At 61.4% G+C, this 15,917-nt stretch carries 14 protein-coding genes; 10 read left to right on the plus strand and 4 right to left on the minus strand.

Annotated elements, in window-relative coordinates:
- Positions 1 to 5: 5 nt before the first annotated feature.
- Positions 6 to 350 carry a polymer-forming cytoskeletal protein gene (locus VGI36_15785; protein ID HEY2486607.1) on the minus strand — a complete coding sequence of 115 codons (345 nt, stop codon included), beginning with the start codon at positions 348 to 350 and terminating at the stop codon, positions 6 to 8.
- A gap of 89 nt (positions 351 to 439) precedes the next feature.
- Between VGI36_15785 and VGI36_15790 the strand changes: the two genes are divergently transcribed.
- Positions 440 to 2,434: an alkaline phosphatase family protein gene (locus tag VGI36_15790; protein HEY2486608.1), complete on the plus strand. Its 1,995-nt coding sequence runs from the start codon at positions 440 to 442 to the stop codon at positions 2,432 to 2,434.
- Positions 2,435 to 2,502: 68 nt separating this feature from the next.
- Positions 2,503 to 3,282 (plus strand): SDR family oxidoreductase, encoded by a 780-nt coding sequence (locus VGI36_15795; protein HEY2486609.1) that lies wholly within the window; start codon positions 2,503 to 2,505, stop codon positions 3,280 to 3,282.
- Positions 3,283 to 3,608: 326 nt separating this feature from the next.
- Here VGI36_15795 and VGI36_15800 read toward each other — a convergent pair whose 3' ends face one another.
- Complete coding sequence (locus VGI36_15800; GenBank protein HEY2486610.1) at positions 3,609 to 4,373, minus strand: DUF6081 family protein; 765 nt, start codon at positions 4,371 to 4,373, stop codon at positions 3,609 to 3,611.
- A gap of 104 nt (positions 4,374 to 4,477) precedes the next feature.
- Here VGI36_15800 and VGI36_15805 point away from each other — a divergent pair, with 104 nt between their 5' ends.
- A complete protein-coding gene (locus VGI36_15805; GenBank protein HEY2486611.1) occupies positions 4,478 to 5,254 on the plus strand; it encodes a class I SAM-dependent methyltransferase in 777 nt (258 codons plus the stop codon).
- A 111-nt stretch (positions 5,255 to 5,365) separates the two neighbouring features.
- Here VGI36_15805 and VGI36_15810 read toward each other — a convergent pair whose 3' ends face one another.
- Both VGI36_15810 and VGI36_15815 read right to left on the minus strand, forming a co-directional pair.
- Entirely contained in the window at positions 5,366 to 6,151 is a 786-nt protein-coding gene (locus VGI36_15810; GenBank protein HEY2486612.1) for an SDR family oxidoreductase, read from the minus strand.
- A gap of 4 nt (positions 6,152 to 6,155) precedes the next feature.
- Positions 6,156 to 6,959, minus strand: a complete 804-nt coding sequence (locus tag VGI36_15815; protein HEY2486613.1) for an SDR family NAD(P)-dependent oxidoreductase — start codon at positions 6,957 to 6,959, stop codon at positions 6,156 to 6,158.
- 168 nt (positions 6,960 to 7,127) lie between these two features.
- Here VGI36_15815 and VGI36_15820 point away from each other — a divergent pair, with 168 nt between their 5' ends.
- From VGI36_15820 to VGI36_15850, 7 genes are all read left to right on the plus strand, one after another.
- Positions 7,128 to 7,751: a DsbA family oxidoreductase gene (locus VGI36_15820; GenBank protein HEY2486614.1), complete on the plus strand. Its 624-nt coding sequence runs from the start codon at positions 7,128 to 7,130 to the stop codon at positions 7,749 to 7,751.
- A gap of 46 nt (positions 7,752 to 7,797) precedes the next feature.
- On the plus strand, positions 7,798 to 8,562 hold the full coding sequence (locus VGI36_15825; protein ID HEY2486615.1) for an SDR family NAD(P)-dependent oxidoreductase: 765 nt from the start codon (positions 7,798 to 7,800) through the stop codon (positions 8,560 to 8,562).
- 86 nt (positions 8,563 to 8,648) lie between these two features.
- Entirely contained in the window at positions 8,649 to 9,119 is a 471-nt protein-coding gene (locus VGI36_15830; GenBank protein HEY2486616.1) for a nuclear transport factor 2 family protein, read from the plus strand.
- A gap of 90 nt (positions 9,120 to 9,209) precedes the next feature.
- The gene (locus tag VGI36_15835) at positions 9,210 to 9,443 is read left to right on the plus strand and encodes a sulfurtransferase TusA family protein (GenBank protein HEY2486617.1); all 234 of its coding nucleotides are present in this window, start codon (positions 9,210 to 9,212) and stop codon (positions 9,441 to 9,443) included.
- A gap of 22 nt (positions 9,444 to 9,465) precedes the next feature.
- Positions 9,466 to 10,962 (plus strand): D-aminoacylase, encoded by a 1,497-nt coding sequence (locus VGI36_15840; GenBank protein ID HEY2486618.1) that lies wholly within the window; start codon positions 9,466 to 9,468, stop codon positions 10,960 to 10,962.
- Positions 10,963 to 11,064: 102 nt separating this feature from the next.
- Positions 11,065 to 11,907 (plus strand): alpha/beta hydrolase, encoded by an 843-nt coding sequence (locus VGI36_15845; protein HEY2486619.1) that lies wholly within the window; start codon positions 11,065 to 11,067, stop codon positions 11,905 to 11,907.
- Between the two features lie 451 nt (positions 11,908 to 12,358).
- The gene (locus VGI36_15850; GenBank protein HEY2486620.1) at positions 12,359 to 15,814 is read left to right on the plus strand and encodes an adenylate/guanylate cyclase domain-containing protein; all 3,456 of its coding nucleotides are present in this window, start codon (positions 12,359 to 12,361) and stop codon (positions 15,812 to 15,814) included.
- The last annotated feature ends 103 nt before the right edge of the window (positions 15,815 to 15,917 follow it).

Here is a 15,917-nt window from a genome sequence, read left to right on the forward strand (position 1 = left end):
GCGGCTTAAGCCGCAATTTTGTTGCGCGGCATCCGGCAGTCTCCGTCAAAGGTCGCGCCCTCGTTCAGCACTAGGCTCGGGGTGCTGATCGTGCATTGCGCCCGGGCGGTGGCAAGCAATTCGACACGTTCACGCGCCGTCACCTCGCCGCTGAAAACACCCGCGATAGTGACCCGCGTGGCGGAAATGCGGGCGGTCACCACTGCGCCGCTGGCGATCACGACGTCCTCGCCGGTTATCTCACCCTCGGCCTCGCCTTCGATTTTTACTGGACCGCGAAAATTCAACTTGCCCGAGATCTTGGAGCCCTTGCCGACCTTGGAATCGGTTGCGTCTTCCGGCGCTGGCATCGTTTGATGTTTCCTTTCAACGTTTCGGCTACCAATAGCGAATAAGCGCACAGATCGGCAATCTCATCCGAGATGGATAATCGCATCTGATGTTACGAAATGAATATCAAGAGCCCGGAACTTCCGCGATCTTGACTTTTGCGCGCCAGGTCGCAGCAGGTCACAATAAGGCTCCCATGGGAAACCACAACCCGGCGGAGCACGGTCCCGAACGTGGTGGCGGTCAGGGCCTGGATCGCAATCAGTTCGAATCGGGCGATCGTGCGATCCTGGCCTTGCTGAAAAATACCCGGGCCGCCGATGAGACCGACTTGGTCGCGACCTTCCGCGATGGCGCCTACGAAGTTTGGTCACGCCGGGGCATGGTGCGATTCAAACGCTACACCCATCCGGGAGGCACGCTCCGATTCAAGGTGATCGAGCAAATCGGCGAGAACCCAGTAGCCAACCAGGACCCTTTCGCGATCGCCTCAATCGACGAAGAGCTGCAAGCCTCCGCTCGCAGCGGGAACAGTTCCAGCGATCCCAACCGCGCTTTTTTCGAGCCCGAGGTTCTGTCCCATCCCTACGCCTATGAGCGTATCGCGCAAGTTTTCGATAGTCCTCGGGGGCCGGATCTGATCGTCAGCCCCAAAGCTTATGCATACGGGCTCCAGCCCGGGCAGCACGGTGCCCTCGATGTTGTGCAATCGCGCGCGCCGCTGGTCTTGGCCGGTTGTGGAATCACCGGCGGCCAGTACGAGCTTCCCGCGCGACAGGTGGATATCGCTCCAACCATCGCGCGCATCATGCACTTTCCAGAATTGGAGGGGCGTGGTGCAGACGGTGCGCCGGCGCGGGTGATGCTCAAGCGCCAGGACGGCGTGGCACTGATGGACATTGTCGATCACAACGCGCGCGCACCGGAGCTCGTGTACCTGATCTTGCTCGACGGCTTGTCGCACAGCGAGCTGGTCTGGCAGTTGCAGCACAATCGGTCGGCGATTCCCGCCATCGCTTCGCTGGTCGAACGCGGCGCGTTTCTCCAGTACGGCTCGATTGTAAACTTTCCGAGCATCACCTGGCCGAGTCATTCGACCATCATGACCGGCACCTGGTGCGGCCATCACGACATCGTCAATCCAACCTTTCATCTGCGCGAGCATCGAGAGACCGTTCCAATTCAGGGCAACATCTTTGAGATGGAACACCACCTCAACCCCGAGGTCGAAACCCTCTACGAGGCGTTCAAGCGCGCACTCGGATCGGACGCGATCACCGCATCGATTCACGAGCCGCAATCCCGGGGCGCGGATCACGCGGTCTTCGAACGGCGCATCCTGGGCGACAAGGCGCGCCTTAAGGCCTTGACCCAGGAGATGTCGGCTGAGGTCAGCCCGCGCTGGATGTCCGACAATTTGCCCGGCATGTATCGCGAGGAAATCGTCGACGTACGCGGGATGGCGCAGGTTCTCAATCTGTTCGACCACTGCGGCGCGAATCATCCCGTGTTTGTGGCTCACGAATTCGTGCTCACCGACGGGGCGGGGCACGACTACGGACCGCATCACGACGGCCTGCGCGAGGCCATCTATCGCACCGACCGACGCATCGGGAAGATTTTTGCGATGCTTCGCGAACGCGGACTGTTTGACTCCGCGTTGTTCGTCCTGACCTCTGATCACGGCATGGCGGCGCAACGTACCGAGTTGAAGGCGAATCCGGCGCGCGCGCCGAGCGCAGCTGGAATCAAGGGCGTGTTCGCCGAGCCGATGATCTATCTGAGAGATCTCGCCGTCGCTTGTGAACGGGCGCGGGATCTGAGGAGCCTCCGCGTAGTGGTGACCGACAACGACCGTCTGCCCGATGATGTGCACCCCCCGGTCGCCGAAGCACGGGTCACCGTTGTCGCCCGCGAGCAGAGCCCGATAGGCGAGGCACTGACCACGCAATCGGGCAGCGCCGCCTTCGCGACCCCCGCCAACCTGAGTGACAGCGAACTCACGGTGCGAATCGAGCACCCGAATTTCAACTCACGTACGGTCACGGGAGACGGCACGCCGATCCGTCCGGATTTGAAGAAACTGCTCTACGGCAAGTCCTGATCGCCTCCGACCTCGGCGGCTCGCATCATTTTTTTCGGCCCGCATCAGGCCGTGCTAAGCTCGGTGGTATGCACGATCTCGAGGGCAAAGTCGCACTAGTAACGGGAGGGACGCGGGGTCTCGGGCGCGCGATTTCGCGGCGCTTTGCCATGTTGGGCGCGACCGTCGCGATGAACTATCGGCGCGATGAGGATAGCGCCACAGCCGCGCTCGCCGAGGTCCGTGCGATCGCGCCTCAATCGATACTCATCCGGGCCGACCTGGAGAGCGAGGCCGAGGTACGAACCATGGTCGCGCGGGCGGCATCGGAGCTGGGGCACGTCGATATTCTGGTGGCGAACGCGGCCGCTACCGCATTTAAGCCTCTGCTGGAAGCCAAGCCACACAATCTCCAACGTACCTTCAACCTGAGCGTAGGAGGGTTCGTCGCGGCCGTGCAGGAAGCGTCGCGCGTCATGCCGGACGGCGGGCGCGTGCTCATGGTCTCGGGAATCGATTCGATTCGGAATCTGCCGGGACATGGCGTGCTCGGTGCTGCCAAGGCTGCGCTGGAAAGCATGGTGCGCGACTTCGCTTTCGAGCTGGGCCCCCGCGGGATCACGGTCAACGGGCTGAACGTTGGCTATATCGACACCGATTCTGCACGCTTCTACACGCGCTATCTCGGGATCTCATGGGAAGAATTCAAGGGCCGATGCGAACAGCGATCGGCGCTGAAGCGTCTGCCCTCTCTCGACGAGGTCGCCTCGGTCGCCTGTCTGATCTGCCTGCCGGAGGCCAGCTACCTGACCGGGCAGACCATCCTGGTGGATGGCGGGTTTACCTTGCACTTTCCTGGCGCTGAGTGAGCGGCTGTCTTAAAGGGCGGCGACCAAGCCTGGGCTCGTGCGAAGGAATCAACGCCCACCAGGAGGTGGTGTGGAATTCGGGTTCCCCGCATCGATTTAGAGAATAGGAATAGCCGTAGAGCGCGTATTTTCACCGCCTGAAGCGAAAGGCGAAGAGTCCAAGAAAGCGCGATTGCATCCTTGTTGTCCCTCGAATGCCTCACTCGCGCTACGAGCTGTCCGATGAGGGCCCGCCGGCGAATTACACAGGGCCGTGCCTCGGTTGTCTGGGCCGATCGAAGCCGTACTTTCCCGGAAGCGCAGGAGCGCCTGCGCGCTCAAGCCGACTATTTCGCGGGGCGGCGAACTATTTTGATGTTGCCCCACCTGCCGATCGCCCCTTGCCCGTGGCACGAGACACTCCCCTTGCCGGGTTGGAGGTCTTTTTCGCTCATCAGTCCCATCGCAAGGGTGCAGGGGCCAAGCCTGAAAGGCACGTTCGAATAGCAACGCACCTCGGTCTCATCCATGAGGAAAGTTATCCGGTCCGCACTCGAGTCGTAGACAATCTCGTAGTGATGCTGCTGGCCAGTTTGCGTCGAGCCTCGCATTTCCTCGAACAGACAAAAATACTTGGGCCCGCGCGCCGGCGTCGCATCGGGGACGCCCGGGAAGGGAAGTTTGCCGTAGACCGTCGCCACCATGTCGTTGCCTACAAAAAAATCCAGCGCAGCGCCGCTTGAAAAATCCAGCACGTTGAACGATACGAACCCGTCGTACAGATCCTGCGGACGCCCACCGACGATGGTTGCCGCGAGGTCGAAGGAGAACGAAATCGTACCGCTGGCCGGCGGCGCGAACGACGCAGTGCTGAAGTACATGTGCTTGGCATTGTCCAGGATCTGTTCGCTGTCGTGGTGCCGCGTGTAGGGAACCGCGGCGACGCGCAGAAATCCGTCCTGGATGATCACCACCGCTCCCGGCTCCTGGTATTGCCAGAAGCTTCCGTCGGGGAGCGGAAAGCCGGCGGGAACCCACTGGCCTTCGCCGGTAATCACCGACGAAAAATTTGAATAATCGATGGTCTCTTCGCCGGTCACCGAGTTGCTCATCACCACCATCCGTTCAGTTCCTGAGTCAGCGTTATCGAGCGAATCATTCACTGGCGAGCGACGCAAGCTGTGCTCGTGGGTTGGTTTCGGCTAGTCAATTGGAGGTGGCGCTTTACGACAACATCGGAATTGGCTACGACACCACCCGGCGTGCGGATCCATTTATTCTCTCGCGTTTGCTCCATCATCTTGCTCCCGTCAAAGGTCGTCTTTATCTCGACGTGGGATGCGGGACCGGCAACTACACCGCCGCGATCGGCGCGGCGGGCGTGCGGATTGCCGGTGTCGATCCTTCGCGCACGATGCTCGCTCGTGCGCGCGAGAAAAGTCCCGCTCTCGCCTTGCACAATGCGCGCGCCGAAGCTCTCCCCTTCAAGACCGAATCCTTTGCGGGTGCTACCTGTACCTTCGTTCATCACCATATGGACGACCCAGTCGCGGCATTTCGCGAGGTCCATCGCGTCCTTCGTCCTGGTTCCCGGCTGGTTCTTTTCAACAGCACCGTGGAGCAGATGCGCCACTACTGGCTTCGCGAATACTTTCCCAATTCCCTGGCCCAGGCCGCCGCTCCCATCGAGCGCTACGAGGCGCGTGACGCGCTGGCGGCCGCGGACTTTGTGATCAGGACCGTGGAACCCTACGTGGTCAGCGAAGATCTGCGTGATTGGTTTCTGCTGTGCGGAAAAAACCGGCCGGAGCTTTACCTCGATCCGAACGTGCGTGCCGGAATTTCAATGTTTGCCGCTGCGCGCGACCAAAGCGAAATTGAAGGCGGCGTCGAGAAACTGCGAAAGGACATTGTCTCGGGCCGAATCGCCGAGGTGCAGCGAAAGTACGCCTGGGACGGTGGCGACTATACCTTCACCGTCGCAGTTCGATAGACGGTTCTCCAAAAAACCGGGCGGACGGCCACGTCCCGGAAACCGCCAACTGCGTTTCCCTGCAGCGGAACATCTGCCGGCTGCGCCCCTGCTCTTCTCGGCCACCCCGGTTCATACGCGGCACATCAAGCCGCCGTCCACGATGATCGCCTCGCCCGTAACGAACCCTGCCGCCGGCGAAACCAGGTAGAGGAGGGCGCCCCCGATTTCCTCCGGTTTGACCAGCCGATTGGAAGGCAAATACTTGAGCAGGGTCTTTTTGAAGTTCTCGTCGGCGTTAGTTGGACTCGCTGGCTCTTCGAGCCACCCGGTCTCCAGCGCGTTGACCCGGATCCCCTTGCGCGCCCATTCGAGTGCCAGCGCGCGAGTGAGGTTTAAAACGCCCGCCTTGGCCATGCAGTAGAGAGTGGCATTGGGTACGCCCCGATCGGCGAGCACCGAAATGATGTTTACGATCACGCCGCTGCCCTGGCGCAGCATCACCCGGCCGCCTTCCTGACAGGAAGTCCACACGCGCTTGAGGTTGCCGTCCATCACTCGATCGAAGGCGGTGTCGTCGGCGATTTCGGCAGGGCCGTACCAGGGTGCATCGAGGGCATTGACCAGGATGTCGAGTCGGCCCAACTGCTTGGCCGCGAGATCGGCAGTCGCGCTGAGATCGGCGCGTACCGCGCTGTTCTGGACCTGGAGGATGGGCTTCTCGCCAACCGCCTGAACGGCCTTGGCGATTTCTCTCAGCTTGGCGTCGGTCCCCGGCTCCTGCGATGCGATGAGCAGTTTGGCTCCGGCCTCGGCCAGCGCAACCGCGGCGGCGCGTCCGACCACGGTTTCCGCGCCAACTACCAGCGCGCCGCGCCCTTCCAGTGAGAAGTCATTCGCGATTCCGTCTGATGGCATGGCTTCACCGTGACTCCGCGGGCAACACCGGGACAACTCCCGTCGGGGTTACACCGCCGGCCAGTCCGCCGCCGTCGATGGCAATAATTTCGCCGTTGATGTGGTTGGACAGGTCCGCGGCAAGGAATACTGCCAGCGGTCCCAACTCGGCGTCGTCGCCGGGTCGGCCTATTGGGATAAACTTTCCGCCCTTGAAGAACCGCATCATCTCCTCGTTGTGCGGAAAGATGCCGGGCACGATGCAATTGGTCTGGATGTTGTATTGCGCGTAGGTGAGGGCGAGCGAGCGCGTGAGCTGAAGCACTCCCCCCTTGGAGCAAGCGTACATATAGTTGTGTTTGCCGCCGCGCAGACCGTAGCCGGAGGCGATGTTGATTATCTTGCCGCGGTTCTGCTTGAGCATCTGCGGAATCACTGCCCGCGCCGCATAGAACTGGCTGGTCAGGTTGGTATCGAGTCCCCGGCGCCATTCGGCGTCGGTAATTTGTTCGATTGGTTTGCCCAGCGAATCGTCGCCGCCGCCGGCATTGTTCACCAGAATGTCGATGCGACCGAGTTCGCGGACCGCGGTCGCCGCCAGCGCGTTGACTTGCTCGGAGCTGGTGACGTCGGTCGGGGCAATGACACATTTGCGCCCGGTCTTCTCTACCTCGGCCGCGGTTTCTTCGAGCTGCGCCCGGGTGCGTGATGCCGCCACGATATCCGCCCCCGCCTGCGCGAATTTTATCGACATTGCGCGGCCCAGCCCGCGGCCCGCTCCGGTGATAACCGCGACCCGGCCGTCAAGTTTGAGATCATCGAGAATCATGATGTCACCTCGATAGAAGCTGCCGTTCGCTCGGCAGTGCAGACAGCTAACTAACATAGCAGCACGCATGCGCAAACGACGCTACGAATTGTTTTCCAGGCGAGTCGCCGAGACCGCTTTTGACGGCGCACGTTGAGCGGTCTTATAGTGAAGCCGGAGGCCGCTCCCATGGCGTTAAAGATCACGATGTTCTCCGACTTCGTTTGCCCGTTCTGCTACATCGGGTTCGAGGTAATCCGCAAGCTCAAACCCGAGTTCCATATCGATCTGGAATGGCGCGGCTACCAGATTCATCCCGAATGGCCGCCGGAGGGAATCCCGGCCGAGCAGGTCAGTGCACCCTCGGATATGGATGCACGCCGCGCCGCCTGGCAGCGGATAACCGCGATGGCCGAAGCGGAGGGTCTTGAGATCAAGGCGCCTACGGTATTCACCAGCTCGCGTGCCGCTCTCGCGGCATGCGAATTTGCGCGCGAGCAAGGCGGCGCTGACGAACTTGAGGGGCGCATCTATCGCGCGTATTTCGTTGAGGGCGCGAACATCGGCGATGCGAACCTGGTCGCGCGTCTCGGGGCCGAGTGCGGCTTCGACGAAAACCAAGTCGCGCAGGCAATTCGTGCGCCCCAATACGAGCTGCGGCTGAAAAACAATGCGCTCGTGGCGCGTCAGCGCTCGGTCAGCGGCGTGCCGACCTTCTTTATCGGCGAGTATCCGCTGGTTGGGGCGCAGAGCTCCCAGGTAATGCGACAGATTCTTCAGCGAGCGACCGAACGCGTTATCGCCACAGCCTGAGTCCCGCCTCGAAAGCGTCTCCGTTCGGTCAGCACCGGAGCATACGATGCGTCTCAAAAACAAGGTTGCGATCATTACCGGCGCCGGCAGCGGTCAGGGCCGCGCTGCCGCGCTAATTTTCTCCACAGAAGGGGCCAAGATCGCGGTCTCGGATTGGAAGCCCGAGCTTGGCGATGAAACCGTCACCCTGGTGAAGAAGGCCGGCGGTGAGGCAATCTTCATCCGCACCGACGTGTCCGAGTCAGCCGACGTGCAGAATTTGGTGCGAACCACGGTCAGCACTTACGGCCGGATCGACATTCTCTACAACAACGCCGGGGTCGGCTTCTCGTCACCGCTGTCGATGTCGGATGTCATCAACACGCCGGAAGCGGATTGGGACCGCGTCATCGCGATCAATCTCCGCAGTATGTACCTGACCGCAAAATACGGCATTCCCGAGATGATCAAATCGGGTGGAGGCTCGATCATCAACACCGCATCGATCGCTGCGCTCATCGGATCCGGAGCCGCGCATGCCTACACCGCGGCGAAAGGCGGGATGGTGGCGCTGTCGCGCGCGCTGGCGGTGGAATTCGGGCCGAAAAATATCCGGGTCAATTGCATCTGTCCCGGCGCAATCGATACTCCGATGATCGCTCCGGTGATCGATCCTCTAAAAAAGAGCGGGCAGCCGTTCATGACCTCGCCGATTCGCCGCCTCGGCATGCCCGAGGACATCGCCAATTGCGCACTTTACCTGGCGTCGGATGAATCGAGCTTCGTGACCGGAGCGACGCTGGTGGTCGACGGCGGCTATATCGCGCAATAAGCCTGCTCGCAGCCACTTAAAGTATCGCATTAGGTTCCAAAGAGCGCAAAAAACGGCGAGCAGATGCCTTCACAGGAGAAACGGTCATGGCTAAACCCCTCGAGCAGCGCATCCAGGAATTGGAAGATCGGGATCAGATCAAAGAGTTAACCGCCCGCTACTGCTGGCACGTCGCGCATGGTGAGGGCGAAGCGGTGGCCGGACTCTTCACTGACGATGGGGTGCTGGAGGTCACGGACGGCAGTTTTAAGCCGGTACGCGGACGCGACGCGCTGCTCAGCTTCTATCGAGCATCGGTCAATCAGCCCGAGTTGGCGATTCCGTTTATCCAGAATCACATCATCGAAGTAAAAGGCGACGAGGCCGAAGGTACCTGCGGGATCGAAGCGCGCTTCACGCGCAACGGTGAGAGCGTGACCGCGGCCGGCTACTACGAAGATCGCTACCGACGGGACAACGAAAAATGGCGCTTCGTCCAGCGCAAGATCACTTTCTATCACGTGGTCCCGCTCAAGCGCGGGTGGGCCGAGTCGAAGGCCCCAGCGCCGAAAGGCTAGCCCCTCCTTCTCTCCTCATAAGCGGAGCGATAAGAGAGAGGAACTGGCTGTGAAAGTTCCCACCTGCAAGTGCCGCACGGGCGGCTGGACATGAACAAAAGCCAGCCCGCCGTGTTTCTCGATCTACGAGGCATCAAATGCCCTCTAAACTGGGCCCACGCCAAGGTGCGACTGGAGGAGATGTCGCGCGGGCAGGTGCTGGAGATTCTGCTCGATGATCCGCGCGGGGCACGCGACATACCGCAGGCGGCCGAAACCGAAGGGTACGTGGTCCTGGATTCCAAGGCGGAAGACCGGAGTTTCAGACTGCGAATCGAAAAATAGAAGCTGTGGGAGACGTAAGACTATGGCAGGCACCTGGGATCTGGTTATCCGCAACACCACCATCTACGACGGTACCGGTGCCAAGCCGACTATCGGCGACATCGCGATCAATGGCGACCGGATCGCCGCGGTTGGCGATGTCTCCGGCGAGGGCGTGCAAGAACTTGATGCGCGCAATCGCGCCCTAGCTCCCGGATTTATCGACGTTCACAGCCACGACGATTTCGCCGTGTTCCTCACTCCTGCGATGGACTTCAAGGTGATGCAGGGGGTGACGACCGACGTGGTTGGTAATTGCGGAATGGGCGCGGCTCCTTTTCCGATCGCGGTCGCGATGTTCAGCGGTCTGCACGGCCGCAGCAATGTTCCAGAGTGGAATGGGTACGCCGGTTATCTTGCTGAAATCGATCGCAATCCGCCGAGCCTGAACGTTGCGGCGCTGGTAGGACACGGCACCGTGCGCTACAGCGCGATGGGTAATGCATGCCGCGAGCCCTCCGCCAAAGAACTCGACCACATGCGCGCGGTGGTGCGCGAGGGACTTGAAGGCGGCGCGCTTGGCATGTCTACCGGCCTTATCTACGAGCCCGGCCGCTACGCGCGGACTGCGGAGATCATCGAACTGACGCGCGAAGCCAACCGGACCGGTGGGCTTTACGCCAGTCACATGCGGGATGAAGCCGCGCACCTGCTGGATGCGGTCCGCGAGACGATTCACATCGGTGAGGAAGCCGGCGTGCCAGTGCAGATATCGCACCACAAGGCCTCTGGTCGAGAAAATTGGGGTCTGGTCAATGAATCACTCAAACTTATTGAAGCGGCGCGCGGGCGCGGCATCGATGTGACCGCGGATCAATACCCTTATACCTCCGGCAGCACCATTCTCCAGGCGGTAATCCAAAACGGCGGATTGGACGAGCGAGCAGACACGGGAGCCGTGGGCAGTATAGCGCCGGAAAAACTGCTGTTTGCTTCGACTCCCAAGCATCCCGAATGGGAAGGGCGGACGCTGAAAGACTTGTGCGACGAATGGCAGCTCGCGCCACGGGCCGCGGGCGAGCGCGTTGCCGCCGAGGAGGGTCCAGGAGCGGTAGTGGTGATGGAGACCATGAACGAAGATGACGTCCGCACCGTGATGCGGCATCCCAGCACCATGATCGGATCGGACGGACTCGCCATGGGCAGTCGGCCGCATCCGCGTCTGTATGGAACCTTCCCGCGGGTGCTGGCGCGCTACGCACGAGACGCAGGCTTGATGACCCTGGAGGAGGGAGTGCATCGAATGACCGGAATGTCCGCCGCGAAATTCGGCCTGAAGGAGCGTGGGCAGGTGCGCCCGGGTTTCTATGCGGATCTGGTCATTTTCGATCCCTCCTCTTTGCTCGATACCGCGACCTACGAACAGCCGCGCCGCTATCCGGAAGGTTTGCACTACGTGTTGGTAAACGGCATCGTCGTCGTGCGCGACGGCCTCCACACCGGCGCCCGCCCCGGGCGCGCGTTACGCCGCAACTCCTGAAGCATGGACGGCTCGTTTAGAGGGTTGGTGGTGTAAGTTGCCTTCCGCTGGGGATGGCCGAGATTGAGGCCTCCGCGGAATCTGAGTACCGGAGTTCTTCTTATGCGCGTTCAAGTTGGCGATGTGCGCCTGTTCTTCGACGTTGACGGTGCGAGGCTTCGGCCCGATGGCCCCAGGATGCGCGAAGTGCCGACCATCCTCATGCTGCATGGTGGCCCGGGGTTCGATCATTCTGTCTTCAAACCGGACCTGTCCGGCCTCGTCGATATCGCGCAGATTATTTATCTCGACCATCGCGGCAACGGACGCAGCGATCGCAGCCGTCCGGAGTACTGGAACCTCGATAGATGGGGAGACGACGTGCGCGCATTCTGTGACGTGCTGGAAATCGAGCGGCCGATCGTTCTCGGCGAATCGTTCGGCGGCATGGTGGCGATGGCTTACGCAAGCCGCCATCCAGACCATCCGGGCAAGCTGATACTCGCGAGCACAGCGGCCCAAATTCGGCCCGATCGATCGCTGGAAGTCTTCGCGCGCCTTGGTGGTGCGCAAGCGCGCGACGCAGCGCAACGCTTCTTCGACAATCCTTCGCAAAGCGTGATGGCGGAATATATTCAGAAGTGCCTGCCGCTCTACACCCGGCGGCAGCGAAGTCCGGAATGGATGGCGCGCTCGGTGCAGAATGTCGAGCTGACCTCGTTCTTTTTCCAGGGAGAAATTCGCACTTTCAATTTGCTGCCCCAGCTGGCCCGGATTCGATGTCCCACCCTGATCACGGTCGGCGACATGGATCCGATCACACCGATGCAGAACTCGCAGGACATGGCAGCCGCGCTCCCGGCCAACCTGGTTCGTCTGGAACTTTTCAAAAATGCGGGCCATGGCGTGCAGCGCGACGATCCCGAAAAGTTCGACCGCGTGGTCCGGGAGTTCATCGCGTCGTGACAAGGGGTCGGGTCGGGCAGCCTGCGGAATCGGATTGACGCTGGTTGGGCAAAGGCCATTGTCCCAGGATTTTCAAGCAACTTCCCCTCGCGTGGCTCCGCGAGGGTTCGAAGGAAGCGGAAAAGATTCGCGATGCCCCCCACGAGACTGGTGTCGTTAGATGGGAACCGTCCCGGGCGAGGAGCCGGCCTGCTACCATAACCGAGGGGCGTTTCGGTCTCTCTTGAGTGGTCCCTGCTTTCACGTGATGTGGCTAGATCCGCGCGGCGAGCCCCCGCGCAGGCCTGAATTTTCCGATGGCAGCGAGCGTGATGGTTGGCAGTGGAAAGCCCGTTTCTCCTGCTCGCTTCTCGTAATGCGGGAAGGTCAGAGCGGGTGAGTCGCGAATCCGCCGCAGGCTCAAGAGGTGCACCACTAGGCCGACCGCGATGGCACGACTAGAGTCTCCACTATGCGATGCGGCAAGTGTGGCACCGAAAATCCTGGGGGGATGAAGTTCTGCGGCAATTGTGCCGCGCCGCTGCGCAATCTCTGCCCGAAGTGCGGATTTGAGAACCCTGACAGTTTCAAATTCTGTGGGCAGTGCGGCGCCGCTCTGGCCGTGCCTGCCGCCGCCCGCCCCGAGACGAGGCCGGCCGCTCGCGAGGTTGGCACCGGTCCACTGGAGGGCGAGCGCAAGGTCGTAACCGCGCTGTTCGCGGACATGAAGGGCTCGATGGAACTGATCGAGGACCTCGATCCCGAGGATGCGCGCGCAATCGTTGATCCCGCGATAGCGAGGATGATCGACGCGGTCCATTACTATGACGGCTATATCGTTCAATCTACCGGCGACGGAATTTTTGCATTGTTCGGCGCGCCGCACGCCCAGGAAGATCATCCCCAGCGCGCCCTCTACGCCGGCCTCAAGATGCAGGAAGAGATGCGCCGCTACGCCGGTGAACTTCGCGCGGCGGGCCAGCCTCCGGTCGAGATTCGGATCGGGGTCAACACCGGAGAAGCGGTGGTCCGCTCAATTCGCACCGGCGATGCCAAGGTTGAGTACACCCCGATCGGACACGCGGTAAGCCTCGCCTCTCGCATGCAGACCCTCGCACCCTCGGGCTCGATCGTGATTGCCGCCGAGACGCGTAAAATCGTAGCCGGCTACTTCGAGCTCAACTCGCTCGGTCCGGCACGGATTAAGGGAGTCACCGAGCCGGTCGAGGTCTTTGAAGTTACCGGTTTGGGGCCGCTGCGCAGCCGGCTGCATAGATCTGCCAGCCGGGGCCTCTCCAAATTTGTAGGCAGGACGGTCGAGATTGCGCACATGAAGCGAGTCGCCGAGCTGGCGCGCACGGGTCATGGACAAATCGTCGCGGCGGTGGCGGAGGCAGGAGTCGGGAAGTCGCGCTTGTTTTACGAGTTCAAGCAGATGCAGCAGAGCGGTTGGCGGGTGCTCGAGGCATTCTCGGTCTCCCACGGGCGGGCGAGCGCCTACCATCCGGTGATCGATCTGCTTAAGGGCTATTTTGCAATCGCGGATTCCGACGACGACCGCGCTCGGCGAGAGAAGATCACCGGGCGCGTGCTCGCCCTCGACCGGTCCCTCGAAGATACGCTTCCGTATCTGGCCCCGTTGATGGGCATTGGCGAGGAGTCCATCCTCTCTGCCGCTCCAGTCCAGGACCCGTCGCAGCTGCTGGAAGAATACAGCAAATTCTGGGAGCAGAGCCTGGACCGCCTGCAGGTGCTCGCAGCCAGTGCCAAGGGCAACTCGTTGGAGGGGATGGACCAATCCATCCAGCGCGCGCGCACCCGGGATGCGATCAAGCGTCTGCTTCTGCGCGAGAGCATGAACCAGCCGCTCATAGTCATCTTCGAAGACCTCCATTGGCTCGACGATGAGTCCGGCGAGGTTCTCGACCTGCTTGCGGACTCCATCGGCACGGCGCGGATTCTACTGATGGTCAACTATCGGCCCGAATATCACCATCAGTGGAGCAACAAGACTTACTACAGCCAGCTTCGCCTTGATCCGTTGGGGCCCGAAACGGCGGGCGAACTGCTCAATGGTCTGATCGGCGAAGACGCGCCGCTTGTTCCGCTCAAGGAAATGATCGTCCAGCGCACCGAGGGCAATCCGTTCTTCATGGAGGAAATGGTGCAGGTGCTGTTCGACGAGGGCGCGCTCACGCGTAACGGGACCGTCAAGCTGGTGAAGCCGCTTTCATCGATCCGCCTCCCCGCGACCGTCAAGGGAATCATCGCCGCGCGAATCGATAAGCTGGCAGCGGAGGAGAAAGACCTGCTTCAGACGCTGGCCGTGATCGGCAAAGAATTTCCGCTCGGCCTGGTCCGGCACGTTTCCGGCAAGTCAAACCAGACGCTCACCCCGCTGCTATCCAATCTTCAGGTCGGCGAATTCATCTACGAACAACCCGCAGCCCCCGAGCCGGACTATACGTTCAAGCACGCGCTTACCCAGGAAGTTGCCTACGATTCGATCCTGGCCGAGCGGCGCAAGGCAATTCACGAGCGCGCCGCGGCCGGAATTGAAACGATTTTCGACGCGCAGCTCGATGATCACCTCGATGAGTTGGCTAATCACTACTCGCGCAGCAGCAACCCGGCCAAAGCGGTTGAATTTCTGGAGCGTGCCGCCACTCGCGCCCACGCACGCTCCGCCTATGCGGAAGCGGAGCGTTATCTTACTCAGGCTCTCAGCCTTATCGCGGAACTCCCCGACACACGGGAGCGGGTGCGGCGTGAAATCGCTCTACGGGTTCAGTACGGAACCATCTTCGCGGCCATCCACGGGTTCGCCACGGGCGAACTCGACGCGCAGCTAGAGCGCACCCGCGAACTGTTAAGCAGGGCGGGCGAGTCCCCGGAAATCCAGATGGTGCTGGCCGGGATGTGGGACGTCGAAATTTCGCGCGGGCAGGTCAAGGCGGCTGCGGCGACTGCGCAACGAATGCTCGCGATTGCGGAAAACACTGGTGCCGAAGATGCTCTTGCCAATGCGCAGCATGCGACAGGTTCGACCGAGATGTGGCGCGGAAATCTGGTACCCGCACGAGATCACTTCGAGCGTGCTGCCGCGATCTACAATCGCGATTTGGACCGCTACCTGCCGATGCCCAGGGCGGGAGTAATTGCCGGACGCAGCCAACTCGCCTGGACGCTGTGGGCGCTGGGCTACCCGGAAAAAGCGCGCACTCGCATCCGCGAGGCTCTCAGCCTCGCGCGCAAGTTGAATCGCCCCTACAGCATGGCCTTCGCCCTCCAATTCGCCATCGCGGCCGAAGCGCTGTGCGGCGACTACGCTCAAATACGCGCACAGTCAGAGGCGTTGATCGAACTGTCGCAGCAGCATGGGTATCCGCACTGGCTCGCCTCGGGAACGATGTCGCTGGGCGCCTCGATTGTGGAGGAAGAGGATTTCGATCGCGGCATCGCGCTAATGCGCGAAGGCATGGCGGGCACCCGCGAATACGGAACTCTGCCGGTTTATCGATACGGATTGGTACTGATGGCCACCACCTTCCTGCGCGCGGGCAACGTGGAGGAAGGACTGAGGGCAGTGGATGAGGCAGCGGAGGGAATTGAGGCCGACGAGCGATTTAACGAGGCGGAAATCTGGCGGCTGCGCGGCGAGTTCATGCTGGCGAAGAGGCAGGAGCGCGCGGCGGCGGAGAATTTTCGTCGTGCCATCGGGGTGGCAAGGGCGCAACAAGGCAAATCCTGGGAGTTACGGGCGACCTTCAGCCTCGCAAAAATGTTGGCATCGCAGGACCACGCCGCGCAGGCGGATGCGATTCTCGCGCCGGTTTACCAGTGGTTCACCGAAGGCTTCGATACGAACGACTTGGTATTGGCGAAAACGTTATTGGACCGGCTGCAGGTTGAGCAACCCCGGCGCTGACTCCGGTCCGGCACCTCCTAGACTATCGGCGCGCGGGAGTCGCGTGCCACGCTCACGAAAGGCTCTGACTGCACGACGGCGTGGGTTTTAAAGTGTTAACCGG

This window comes from Candidatus Binataceae bacterium, from assembly GCA_036495685.1.
Lineage (GTDB): Bacteria > Desulfobacterota > Binatia > Binatales > Binataceae > JAFAHS01.